Annotated in this window: 9 protein-coding genes and 1 pseudogene; all 10 read right to left on the reverse strand. The window is 65.2% G+C overall.

Going from position 1 to position 13,008, the window contains the following annotated elements; genetic code table 11:
* Positions 1–33: 33 nt before the first annotated feature.
* Positions 34–2,013, reverse strand: a complete 1,980-nt coding sequence (locus HWX00_RS36325) for an FkbM family methyltransferase (RefSeq protein WP_175868195.1) — start codon at positions 2,011–2,013, stop codon at positions 34–36.
* A 23-nt stretch (positions 2,014–2,036) separates the two neighbouring features.
* Positions 2,037–3,173: a DUF2827 family protein gene (locus HWX00_RS36330; RefSeq protein WP_175868196.1), complete on the reverse strand. Its 1,137-nt coding sequence runs from the start codon at positions 3,171–3,173 to the stop codon at positions 2,037–2,039.
* A gap of 68 nt (positions 3,174–3,241) precedes the next feature.
* The gene (locus HWX00_RS36335; protein WP_175029442.1) at positions 3,242–3,472 is read right to left on the reverse strand and encodes a hypothetical protein; all 231 of its coding nucleotides are present in this window, start codon (positions 3,470–3,472) and stop codon (positions 3,242–3,244) included.
* Between the two features lie 170 nt (positions 3,473–3,642).
* A complete protein-coding gene (locus tag HWX00_RS36340; protein ID WP_175868197.1) occupies positions 3,643–4,806 on the reverse strand; it encodes a DUF2827 domain-containing protein in 1,164 nt (387 codons plus the stop codon).
* Positions 4,807–4,819: 13 nt separating this feature from the next.
* The gene (locus tag HWX00_RS36345) at positions 4,820–5,947 is read right to left on the reverse strand and encodes a DUF2827 domain-containing protein (protein WP_175868198.1); all 1,128 of its coding nucleotides are present in this window, start codon (positions 5,945–5,947) and stop codon (positions 4,820–4,822) included.
* A 62-nt stretch (positions 5,948–6,009) separates the two neighbouring features.
* A complete protein-coding gene (locus HWX00_RS36350) occupies positions 6,010–6,309 on the reverse strand; it encodes an H-NS histone family protein (RefSeq protein WP_175029400.1) in 300 nt (99 codons plus the stop codon).
* 81 nt (positions 6,310–6,390) lie between these two features.
* Positions 6,391–6,705, reverse strand: coding sequence for a hypothetical protein (locus HWX00_RS36355; RefSeq protein ID WP_175029401.1), 315 nt, complete (start codon positions 6,703–6,705; stop codon positions 6,391–6,393).
* A 65-nt stretch (positions 6,706–6,770) separates the two neighbouring features.
* Positions 6,771–8,585: a tetratricopeptide repeat protein gene (locus HWX00_RS36360; RefSeq protein ID WP_175029402.1), complete on the reverse strand. Its 1,815-nt coding sequence runs from the start codon at positions 8,583–8,585 to the stop codon at positions 6,771–6,773.
* A gap of 10 nt (positions 8,586–8,595) precedes the next feature.
* Positions 8,596–8,907, reverse strand: a complete 312-nt coding sequence (locus HWX00_RS36365; protein ID WP_175029403.1) for a hypothetical protein — start codon at positions 8,905–8,907, stop codon at positions 8,596–8,598.
* Between the two features lie 93 nt (positions 8,908–9,000).
* Positions 9,001–12,906: pseudogene (locus HWX00_RS36370) on the reverse strand (YadA-like family protein); the annotation flags it as partial.
* Between the last annotated feature and the right edge of the window lie 102 nt (positions 12,907–13,008).

Genomic DNA, 13,008 nt, shown 5'->3' on the forward strand with positions numbered 1-13,008 from the left:
TCACGCAGTTCTCGATGCAGCTTGCGTCGACGCTCACTCATTCCCCCAACCGCCGAGCACCAGGGTCATCGCACGGTCGATCGCATCGTCCCACCGGCCCACGTGCGCGGCGCGCACGATCCGGATGCCCGGGTAGAGCGCGCTGCGCGAACCGGTTTCCCAGCGTGCGTCCGCTTTCGGGCTGAGCAGCAGCACGGCCGGCACGCCGAGCGCGCCAGCGAGATGGATGTGCGCGGTGCAGGTGGTCACCACGGCGTCCATCGCCAGCATCAGCGCGGCCAGATCACTAAAATTCCCAATCCCGTGATGCGGAAACATGATTGGCAGGTCCGATCGCTCGGATAGCCCGGACAGGTCGCGGTTCAGGCAGTACGCGGCGTAGCCGTGCATTCGTGCCAGCGGCGCAAAATCGCGCAGGCTGGCCGCGCGATGGAAGCGCGCGTCGCTTTCGTCGCGCCCGCGCCAGTTCAGCCCGATACGGCGCGTGCCGGGCGCATGGCCGTCGCGCGCCACGCGCTCGCGCCATGCGTCCGCGTGCGCGGGCGGGCACGTCAGGTAGGCAGCCGGTACGCCTTCCGGCGCCGGCGCGTAACCGAAGTGCGCGGCGAGCATCAGGAACGAACACCAATAATCGTATGCAAGGTCCGTCGTGTCGACCCACGGGCCGTGGACGCCGACGAATTCGATGCGCGGGAACGTATGGCGCAGCAGCCCCATCAGCGCGTCGGGCACGATGACGGTCACGCCGGCGCAGCCGAGCGCGTCGAGCATATGCAGGTAGCGGGCGTACTGCAGCTGGTCGCCCACCCCGCCATAGCAGACCACGAGCAGCCGCTTGCCGTGCAGCGGCTGGCCCTGGTAGAGCCGCTCCGTCGGCAGACCGAACCGCGCGGTCGTCAGCACGTTCTCGCTGTCGATGGTGGCGCGTGCCGCCTCGTCGCGCCGGCCCGCGCGCAGCAGCAGCGCCGAACGGACCAGTTCGACGCGCCCGCGCGCCGCGTCGGGTAGTGCGGCCGGGTCCCCGAAATGGTCGAGTGCCGCGAGCCCGGCCTCGGGCGCGCCGGCAAAGCCGTAGCACGACGCAAGCTGCAACGCGATCGCATCGTCGTCGAGCCCGCGGCCGCGTGCGCGTTGCCAGCGATCGATCGCATGCCCCCACTCGCCGCGCGACTCGTGGTCGAGTGCGCGGTTCCAGTTCGTTTCGGGCGCGTCGGCGTCGGCATTGGCGGGTGCGGCCGCCGCCTGATCCGCGCCGTTTCCGGTCGCCGATCCGACGGCGAGCGGGTCGCCCGAGATCAGCAGGCGCTGCCGGTCCCAGCGCGCGTTCGGCACGCACAGCATGTTCAGTCCGTCGATCCGGTAGAACGTATAGTCGAGACCGGCGAACGTGTCGATGATCGGCGCCTCGCCGACTTTCCAGTATTCGATCCAGCACCACGGCAGATGCGTCTCGATCAGCCGCCGCGCGCCGCGCAGCGCGTCGATCTCCATCCCTTCGATGTCGAGCTTCAGGAAATCCAGGCGCGGCAGGCCGAGCGAATCGAGCCGCACGACCGGCGTCGGCGTGCCGCCCGACGATTGCCCGTCGACGAGCGACACCGAACCGAAATCGGCATCCTGCCCGTAGTCGACGTCGGGCACCTTCATCGTGCCGTTGGCGGCGGCCAGCCCCATGTTCAGCAGATGGAGATTGTCGAGCTCGTTGAGCGCGACGGTGCCGCCGAGTGCGTGGAACAGCGTGCGCTGCGGCTCGAACGCATAGACTTGCCCGCCGCGCGCGCGCAGCCGGTGCGCGATCGGCACGCACACGAGCCCCGCGTTCGCACCGCCGTCCACCGCGATTGCGCCGTCGGGCAACTGGTCGACCACGTGCAGGATCGTGTCGAGTTCGCCCTGGATATGCGGCCGGCCGGTCTTGATCAATGCCTCGGCCTGCAGCGCGCAGTGACGATTGATCAGGAACGGGCCGTGGATCGAATCGATCACGACGAAATGGCGGACGGTCTGGTTCATGAGCGGGACGCGTGCGAGGGACATCAGCCAAGCCGGCGGCCGGCGAACAGGTGCTGGATCTGCGTGGTGTAGGCGCGCACGTTGTGCTCAGCGAGCGCGTCGACCTGCTGCAGGCAGCCGCGGGCGGCGGCCGCGTAGTCGTCGAGCCGCGCATCGTGCGTGCGCGCGGCGGTCGCGATCGCATTCGCCGCATCGAAGATTTCGAAATCCGGATAGTAGTAGCCGACGTCGCGCAGGAACGGCGAGTTGTGCACGAGCGGGTAGTTGCCGTACAGCGCGTCGTACAGCAAGTAGTTCAGGCCGTTTTCCCAGTGGTGCGACACGACGATGTCGGTGTGATGCGCGGCCCACGCGACGAACGGCGCGCGCACGTCGGCGGTCGCCTTGCCGTCGCGCACCATCTCGAGCCCGAGCGCGAGATGCTTGAAGGCGACGTTTTCCTTCTTGTCGAACGTGTTGGTCATGTACACGTGCTCGACAAGCTCCGGATGGTCGACGTAGCACACGTTCGCGGCGAGCATCGGCACGATCGCGCTCTTCACGACGTTCAGGTTCGGCTCGAAAAACGCGATGCGCTTGGCCGGGCCGTGATTGCGGTAGCCGAAGCGCGCTTTCAGTTCGGGATCGGCGTCGAGGCTGCGCTCGATAAAATACGGCGACCAGATGTGCGGCAGCTCGATCACCGGCGCCCGGTACACGGCCAGGAAATACGCCGCGCACGTGTGCATGTGCTGGGGATTGGTCCAGATCTCGTCGAACCGCACGCGGTGCGGGTTCGGCTTCCAGTCGTTCTTCTCGAAGTTGATCGTCTCGACCGCGATCACGTAGTCGTTGCCGAAGCGGTACGACACACACTTGCCGCCGCGCCGGCGCACGGCGTCCGTGTGCGACGGATCGACGAACGCATTCATCTCGATCAGCAGGTCGGTCTGGTGGATGATGGCCGACAGCGGCCGCAGCGCGTCGCCGAACGCGTCCAGCATCAGCGCCTGCGGATACGTGGTGACGCCATCGTCGTGCGCGAGCCAGACCTCGCCGATCAGCGGCGACTGCTTCAGCAGCATGTACAGGTACACGCAGTGCTGGTTCGCGCCGTTGTACCAGATCGACTGCGTCGCATCGCGCTGTACATTGATCGTTATTGCGATATTCGGTTTCATCGATGACTCACCGTAGCGTATTGCCAAGGGTGCTTAAATGTTCGATTCGGTGCGCTTTCGGTGCGCTACTAGACCTTTTCATCATGCGACTCGTAGAGGAGCATGAACACGTCGTCTGCCATCGGCCACATCGCTCCAGTCTCATCCATCACGATCCAGTCCCCCTCCTGAACGGTGCGCCAACCTTCTGGCGTCAGCAGTCTCCACTGCCCTTCTATGCATCGGATATAGGGCTCCCGGGAGAAATCAACGCACCGCCTCGCCTTAACGACGGCGTTTTTCCTGATGAACGTCCTCATTTCTCGGCTCCCTTTCAATCTGCTTCGACCGACAGTCACACGTTTTCCGGATCGACAGCCATCCGGGCAAGAATAAAAAGATGCGGCGGTGCTCTGCCGCACATAAATCCCGAACCTGCCGAGGGGGGNGGGGGGACGAGGTCCGGGGGCACGATCGGTGCGCACGCCTCCTATGCGCCTGAGCGGTTATCGAATAAGGAAATAAGCGCTCGCGTGTAGGCCTCGACGTTCTCGGGGTTGTAGATGCTGACCGAGTCGAGCACGTGCTTCGATTGCTCGCGGTACGCGTCGAGATTCGCGTCGTGCTCGACGAACGCCTGCAGCAGCGCACGGCCGCCGGCCTGGCAGTCGAAGTCCGGATAGAAATACCCGGCCTTGCCGAGGAACGGCGAGTTGTGGATCAGCGGATAGTCGCCGTACAGCAGCTCGTAGTACAGGTAGTTCTGCGCGTTTTCCCACGTGTGCGACACCACGGCATCGCCGTACGCGGCCATGAACTCGTACACCGCGTAGCGGCTTTCGAACGTCGTGATGCCGTGGTTCACGATGTCCAGGCTCTTCGCGAAGTGGACGAACGTCGTATGTTCCTTCAGGTGGATCGTGTTGCACACGCGCACGAACTCGAGGAAATCGGGCTTCGCGCGATACGCCTCCTCGGTCACCAACATCGGAATGACGCTCGTCTTCACCATGCAGATGTTCGGCTCGAACATCGTCACCCGCCAGCGCGGCTTGCTTGGCCGATAGCCGAACGACAAACCGGCGCCGAGCGTCGCGCGTGCCTTGTCGAACAGCATCGGATGCCAGATGTGCGGGACGATCGTGACAGGCGCGCGCAGGCCGGTCTGGTAATAATGCAGGCACGAGCGCTCGAACTCGGGAATCGTCCAGACCGCGTCGTACGGCGCGCCCGAGAACAGGAAGCCCGACGGCTTGTCGAACATCGCGCGCTCGATGTCGATCACGTAGTCGTTGCCGACCCGCATCGTGACGATCTTGCCGCCGCGCTCGCGCAGCGCGCGCAGGTAGTCCGCACCGAACTGCGCGCTCATTTCGATCAGCACGTCGCAGCGTTCCAGCGCTTCGTCCATCGACAGTAGCGGCACGTCCCACTCGCCGAGCATCATTTGCGGATCGGCGACCTGTTCGCCGCCGTTCACCATCACGGCTTGCGCGACGAGCGGCGACTGGCGCAGCAGCAGGATCAGCAGCAGGCAGTTCTGGAAGATGCCGTTTTCCCACAGCGACTGGCCGGCGCCGCGCACGAACAGCGACACGCCGACGACAAGACGCTTGCCCTCGCCGGGCGCTTGACGGGCATTGGAGTCCGACATGCGTTGCTCCGGTTCAGGCGACCAGACGCGAGACGAACGCGTCGAGGTTCGCGGGGTTGTCGATCGAGACCGATTGCAGCAGCCGGCCGGCTTTCGCGCGGTAATCGTCGAGGCGTTCGTCGTGATGCAGCCACGCCTCGAGCAATGCGCGGCCGCCCGCGGCGGCGTCGAAGTCCGGGTAGTAATAGCCGGCGTCGCCGATCAGCGTCGAGTTGTGGATCAGCGGATAGCCGCCGTACAGCACGTCGTAATACAGATAGTTCTGCCCGTTTTCCCAGTGGTGCGACACGACCGCATCCGCGTGGCGCGCCATGAAGCCCGGCAGGTCGAGTCGCGGTTCGAACGTCGCCTTGTGCTGGCGCACGAGCTCGAGACTGTTCGCGAAGTGCACGAAGGTCGGATGCGCCTTCATGTGCATCGAGTTGACGACGAACATGTGCTGCACCGCGTCCGGCCTGGCCCGGTAGAGTTCGTCGCACGCCAGCATCGGATAGTGGCAGGACTTCACGACCGAGATGTTCGGTTCGAGCGTCGCGAGTCTCCACGGCCTCGGGCCAGGCCGATAGCCGAACGTCAGGCCTTCACCCGCCAGCGCAGCGATACGGCGATCGAGGAAGTACGGCGACCAGATGTGCGGCATCAGGTGGACGGGCGCGCGCAGGATCGTCTGCAGCATCGGCGCCGCGGTCTTGTCGTATTGCGGCAGCAGCCACACTTCGTCGAACGGCGCGCCGTTGAACACGCGCCCCGACGGTTTCCCGAAGATCGGCGTTTCGCACAGGCCCGCATAGACGTGCCCGCAGAAGAACGCGGCGATCTTCTTGCCGAGCGCCTTCATGTGCCTGAGCCATTCGACCGGCAGCTGCGCGCCCATTTCGATCACGACGTCGAGTTCGTGCGTGACGTCGGAGGGCTTCACGAGCGGGATGTCGAGGCCGTCGAGTTCGAGGCCGGCCGGCAGCGCGTTCGCGTCGCCGCCGTTCAGGAAATAGACGGGGCCGACCCGATCCGAGCGCTTGAGCATCATCGCGAGGAACGCGATGTTCTGGTGAATGCCGTTTTCCCAGATTGCCTGGCCATCGCGCGCAAACAGCGAGAGGCCAACGACCGCGCGGCCATCACACCGAGATACTGTCCTCACGTCAGTGTTACTCCACCCGTAAAATTATTTGAGTTCGAATCATTCTTGTTTGAATGCGCGCATCACTCAGGCAATCGAAACTGTTCGATATCTGCCGCTCCTTTCATCCAGTTTGGCCTGCGCCCCCGCCCCGACCAGGTGCAGCCCGTGACCGGATCCATATACTTCGCGACGCGCTTGGGTCGCGTGCTCGAGCGGCACTGTTCGGCCAGTGCCCGCTTGATCTCCTCGAGCGAGATCTCGTAGGTCAGCATGGTTCGCACGATGCCCGCCAGAATCTCTTCGATATCGTTTCGGCGAGTCTCACTGATCTTTTCGTGCAACTGTTGTTGCTGGTTGATCAATTCGAGATATTTTTCCATGTTCGAACAACGTCATCATGTAGTGGGCTGGCTTTCGTGAGGCAACTCTTCGACTGATTCGCCAGAATCATCTGGAGGCGTTCACACCAGCGCCTGACGATAAAGGCGTGCCCAGTGGCCGTGTTGACGGCCCAGCTGCTCGGCTCGCTGGCCGAGCGCATCGTCGGGCTCGACATTTCCTGTCGGTGCATGCTCTAGGTCGAGTAGGCCGATACGCGGCACCGAACGGCTGTAGATTTCATCGAACCCACGCCGATACGCGCTCAGCAACTGGGCAGCCATCGATTCATCGACGTTTTCGTAGAGCGATTGTCTGAGATACGAAAAAATCTCGAGCACCGGATAAGGGGCTTCTTGCGCGTAGCGCTGAGTTGCATACTTGATGATCTGATTCATAGGATCAACCTGCTCGTGAATAGTTTGACTGGCCAGACCGTGGGGTGCCTCTGGCACGCTCAAGCTCAAACCTGCGTGCCGGGCCTCATGCCTTGCAGATCCGCGCGAACTCGCTGCAACACCGACGACCAGTCCCCCGCACGCGCCTGGCGGTACAGGCGCATGGCCGGATACCACGGACTGTCGTCGCGCTGCGTCATCCATATCCAGCTCGGGTTTGTATTCAGCATCAACCACGTCGGTACACCCATGGATGCGGCCAGGTGCGCGATCGGCCCGCTGACCGTCACGACCAGATCCAGTCCGCGCAGGTAATGCGCGCAGCGCTGCACGCTGTCGAACGTCTTGGTATGGTCGAGGATCGGTAACCCGCTCTGATGCAATGCGTGGATATCCGCCCCTGCTCCGCGCGGTAGCGCATGAAACGCGATGTCCGTCAGTCCGGCTAGCGCCGCGCCACACGTGTGGGGATCGATCGATGCGTGATGGTCACAGTGCGCCCCATCCGCGCTCAGCCAGTTCAGCCCCACGCGCAGCGGGAGGGGGCCGGCCGTTGCCTTGAGCGCCATATAGGGTGCCCGGCCATCTGCATACAGTACTTCGAGCGCCGAGCCGATGTCCTCGATGCCAATGTCGAGATAGAGCGGGACACTTCCCAGCGGCAGGTGGAAATCAAAGTGCTCGAGCGTCTCCGTACCCGCACTGAGCACGCTCACGTGCGCGCCGAGCATGGCCAGCATCCAACCGTGCAGTGCGGTTGGGCACGACAAGGCCACCTGAGCTTCACGGCAGCGCAGGTCGCGCGCAAGGGACGGCACGAACCGCGAGAACGCAATGCTTTCGGCCAGGCCCTGGTCGCACCACACCAATACCGTCTTGCCACGTAGATCCTCGCCGTTCCAGCGCGCGAGCGGCAGCCGCTCGCCGCGCGGACCACTCAGCTGCGTGCGACCGCGCCATTCGTAGTTGAGCCAGCCGCGCGCGAAGTCGCCTCTGGACAACTGCCCCTGCGCCTGGGCAAAACGGATCGCCCCGTCGGCTGGCGCGAGCTCGGCTGCCCGCTCGATCAGCGCATCGGCCTCGCTCCACCGGCCCGCCTCTCGCAATATCTGCGCATGCAGGAGTAGCGAGTCGGCACAATCCGGCGCCAGCGCCAGCGAGCGTTCGATGGCAATCTCGGCCGACTCCGTGTGCCCACGCGACTGATACACCCGGGCCAGCGTGAACCACGCGATCGCGCTTTCCGGTTCATCGACGATCGCTTCTTCGATGTGAAATGAGGCGCTGGGGAAATCTCCCATCTCGAGAAACACGCGAGCCAGGCTCGTATTGACCGAAGGAAACTGGCCGTCGAGCTTGCGGCAGCGCTGGTAGGCCTGAACCGCCGAGGGCAGATGCCCGCTCTGCTCGAGTGAGTAACCCAGGATGAACCACGCCTGGGCATGCTTGGGCTGGTTTTCGCAATACGCCAGCGCCACCTCGCTTGCCCGCTCGTAGTCGCGCTGCTTCCACAGCAGCACAACCCACTCCCGCATCCACTCACCTTGTGCATGACCCGCATCGAAGGCCTGCTCGAAGCAGTCCAGCGCGCCAGCCACATCGCCTTGCGCAAGCAACACGCGCGATCGCTCGACAAACGCCCAACCGTTGCATGGATCGAGCTCCAGTGCCCGGTTCGTCGCCTGTTTTGCAACATCAATCCTGCCGCGCATCCTGCAAAGCTCGGCCCACAGCGCCCATGTCTGGGCGTCCACGCTTTGCGCGGCAATCTGCGGCTCGATCAGCTCGCTTGAGCCCACCAGATCGCCGTGCCGTAGCAGCCACAGGGCGTCATCCACCCGCCGGGCCTCATGCGAATTCTCGCTACGCGATGCGTCCATGGTTTCTCCGTCAGTTTCTCGCGAGCAGACCGATCGTCACGATCGTTCCGCAAGCCGTGCCGATACAGCAAGCCAAATACAGGCCGAGAAATGTTGCTCGCGGCCGAAATATCGGTGGGGCAGGCAAGCGCGAGCGCTCGGCTTCAACGATCAGCCCGGCCACCGCAAACGCCACCGCCAGATCCAGTGCCGTCGCAAACCACGGCGCCAGGGAGTCCCTCAAAATAGGCGCGCCGAAATACATCATCGACGCGCTGTTGATCAGCGTGGACGCGCAAAGCCCCCCAACCATGCCCGTCAGATATCGGGTGGATTTCGACATGTCTTCGTGGACTTGTAGCCTCTACTTGATTGCGGCACATCGAGAGTGGAGGCACACCATCGGCCCCCACCCTCGATCGCTCCTACGCCCGCCTTACCACTGGTACGACACGCCAGCACCGTAGGTCGTACCCTGAGCGCTGATGCCCACGCCGATCTTCGCCTTCAGGTTGTCGGTGAATCTGACCGACGCGCCCAGGGCCGATGCGGCATAGCCCTGGTAACTGCCGCCTCCGATGCCCACGGCGATGGTCTTGCCAGGGTCGACTTCCGGGATCATCGTCAGCGCGGTGGCCGCGGCAATCCCCGAATAGGCCCGGCTGGCGATCTGGTTGACGCTCGACTGAACCCGCCAGATCTGGTTCATGTTGGCCGCGTCAGTACCGTTCACGCCCGGCGCCACGTTGGTCAGGCGCCGCTCGTTGCCCTCGGAGCCAAACGACACCGTGTTCGGCTCGGAGGCAACCGAGCCCGCACCGATGGCTACCGAGTTGGCGCCCGCTGCTGTCGCGTTGTTGCCCAGCGCCGTGGCGCTCGTCCCGGAGGCCACGGCCCCCTGTCCGATTGCCGAGGAGCCGCTGCCCGAGGCGTTGGCGCCCTGACCCAGCGCCGTCGCGTTCGAGCCCGTCGCGCTCGAGCCCTGGCCCAGCGCTGTTGCACCGGAGCTGGACGCAACCGCGCCTTGGCCGACCGAGGTCGCTCCGGCACCGGTCGCACTCGAGCCCTGACCCAGCGACGTCGAATTGCTACCCGATGCCGTCGACTGGCCCCCGATCGCCGTGCTGCCCGTGCCATTGGCCTGCGCACCGGCACCCGCCGCGGTTCCGCCCGTGCTCGTCGTCGACAGCGTCCCGCCCGAGCTCGTCGACAGCGACACAAGGTTGCTCACCGCACTGCTGAGCCCCGTCGACAGCGACGTGATCGTTGCCGTCGTGTTGCTCAGGCCGGTCGACAGCGACGCCACGTTGCTGCTCGTGTTACTGACCGTGGTCGACAGCGAGTTCAGGCTGTTCGAGGTGGCCGTCGACAGGGACGTCAACGCGCTGGTCGCCGTTGACAGTTCCGCGACCGCCGCGGTCGACAGCGACGACACGGCCTGGCTCACCGCATACAGCTGCGAGCCGTTGACCGCGTCGGTCGAGCTTGCCGACACCCGGCCCGCTGCCACGTTGATGATCTGACGTTCCGCGCCCGGTGCACCTAAGCTCACCACGCTCGTCGGCGTCGCGCCGGCAAACGTGTAGGCCGTCCCGCCGATGCTCATACCCGACGTCGGGTTCGCCGCGCTCGTCACCGAGCCGGAGCCCAGCGCCACGTCGTTGGCGTTGTTGGCCACTGCCCCCGAGCCGAAGGCAACCGACCCGGCACTGACCGCGCTCGACGTATTGCCCAGCGCCACCGAGCCGATGCCGTTGGCGCTGCTGGCGTTACCCAGCGCCACTGCACCTTGGCCGTTGGCGACGTTCAGGTTGCCCGCCGCGACGGCGCCCTGGCCGGTGGCCGTGTTGTTGGCGCCCGCGCCGACTGCCCCGGTTCCGGTCACCACGTTCGGGTCGCCGATGGCCACCGCGCCGTTGCCGGTGGCGGTGTTGCCCACGCCGATCGACACCGCCTGGCCGCCGGTGGCCGTCGCGTTCTGGCCGATCGCGATGGCTCCGTCGCTGCCTGCGTTGGCCGTATCGCCGAATGCCACGCTGCTTGCGCCGCTAGCCGTCGAGTTCGGGCCGACCGCGATCGAGTTGGTGCCACTCGCCGAGCTGTCCGCGCCAGTGGTGTTGGCGTGGAAGTACTTGGTGCCGCCACCATCGACCGCGGTAGAGATCGACGAGAGCTGGCTGCTCGTCGCGCTCAGGCCGGTCGACAGCGACGTGATGTTGCTACTGGTCGACGACAGGCCCGTGGACAACGAGGTCAGGCTGCTGGTGGTGGCGGTCGACAGCGACGTGATGTTGCTGTTCGCCGTACTCACCCCGGTGGACAGCGAGTTCAGGCTGCTGGTGGTCGCAGTCGACAGCGACGTGATGTTGCTGTTCGCCGTGCTCACCCCCGTGGACAACGAGTTCAGCCCGCTGGTGGTCGCAGTCGACAGTGACGTGATGTTGCTGTTGGTCGTGCTCAGGCCGGTCGAGGCCGAGGTTGACAGCGACGTGATCGAGCTGTTCGCCGACGACAGGCCCGTGGACGCCGAGGTGCTCAACGACGTGACCGTGCTGTTCGTCGTGCTCAGGCCCGTCGAGGCCGACGTAGACAGCGACGTGATCGAGCTCGTTGCCGACGACAGGCCCGTAGACGCCGAGGTGCTCAACGACGTGACCGTGCTGTTCGTCGTGCTCAGACCCGTCGACGCCGAGGTCGACAGCGACGTGATCGAGCTATTGGCCGACGACAGGCCCGTGGAGGCCGAGGTGCTCAGCGAAGTGACCGTGCTGTTCGTCGTGCTCAGACCCGTCGAGGCCGACGTCGACAACGACGTGATCGAGCTATTGGCCGACGACAGGCCCGTAGACGCCGAGGTGCTCAACGACGTGACCGTGCTGTTCGTCGTGCTCAGGCCCGTCGACGCCGAGGTCGACAGCGAGGTGATCGAGCTCGTTGCCGACGACAGGCCGGTGGAGGCCGACGTGCTCAGCGAAGTGACCGTGCTGTTCGTCGTGCTCAGACCCGTCGAGGCCGAGGTCGACAGCGACGTGATCGAGCTGGTGGCCGACGACAGGCCCGTAGACGCCGAGGTGCTCAACGACGTGACCGTGCTGTTCGTCGTGCTCAGGCCCGTCGAGGCCGACGTCGACAGCGACGTGATCGAGCTCGTTGCCGACGACAGGCCGGTGGAGGCCGACGTGCTCAGCGAAGTGACCGTGCTGTTCGTCGTGCTCAGACCCGTCGAGGCCGAGGTCGACAGCGACGTGATCGAGCTGGTGGCCGACGACAGGCCCGTAGACGCCGAGGTGCTCAACGACGTGACCGTGCTGTTCGTCGTGCTCAGACCCGTCGAGGCCGACGTCGACAACGACGTGATCGAGCTATTGGCCGACGACAGGCCCGTGGAGGCCGAGGTGCTCAGTGACGTCACCGTGCTGTTCGTCGTGCTCAGACCCGTCGAGGCCGACGTCGACAACGACGTGATCGAGCTATTGGCCGACGACAGACCCGTGGAAGCCGACGTGCTCAGCGAGGTCACGGTGCTGTTCGTCGTGCTCAGCCCCGTCGAAGCCGAGGTCGACAGCGACGTGATCGAGCTGGTGGCCGACGACAGGCCCGTGGATGCCGAGGTGCTCAGCGAGGTCACGGTGCTGTTCGTCGTGCTCAGGCCCGTCGACGCCGAGGTCGACAGCGAGGTGATCGAGCTGTTGGCCGACGACAGGCCGGTGGAGGCCGACGTGCTCAGCGACGTCACCGCGCTGTTGGTCGTGCTCAGACCCGTCGACGCCGAGGTCGACAGCGACGTGATCGAGCTGGTGGCCGACGACAGACCGGTGGACGCCGACGTGCTCAGCGAGGTCACCGTGCTGTTCGTCGTGCTCAAGCCGGTCGACGCCGAGGTCGACAGCGACGTGATCGAGCTGTTCGCCGACGACAGGCCCGTGGACGCCGAGGTGCTCAGCGACGTCACCGTGCTGTTCGTCGTGCTCAGACCCGTCGAGGCCGAGGTCGACAGCGACGTGATCGAGCTGGTGGCCGACGACAGACCGGTGGACGCCGACGTGCTCAGCGAAGTGACCGTGCTGTTCGTCGTGCTCAAGCCGGTCGACGCCGAGGTCGACAGCGACGTGATCGAGCTGTTCGCCGACGACAGGCCCGTGGACGCCGAGGTGCTCAGCGACGTCACCGTGCTGTTCGTCGTGCTCAGACCCGTCGAGGCCGAGGTCGACAGCGACGTGATCGAGCTATTGGCCGACGACAGGCCCGTGGACGCCGAGGTGCTCAGCGACGACACCGTGCTGTTCGTCGTGCTCAGGCCCGTCGACGCCGAGGTCGACAGCGAGGTGATCGAGCTCGTTGCCGACGACAGGCCCGTGGACGCCGAGGTGCTCAGCGACGTCACCGTGCTGTTCGTCGTGCTCAGACCCGTCGAGGCCGAGGTCGACAGCGACGTGATCGAGCT

It is taken from the genome of Burkholderia seminalis DSM 23518, assembly GCF_902832885.1.
Lineage (GTDB): Bacteria > Pseudomonadota > Gammaproteobacteria > Burkholderiales > Burkholderiaceae > Burkholderia > Burkholderia seminalis.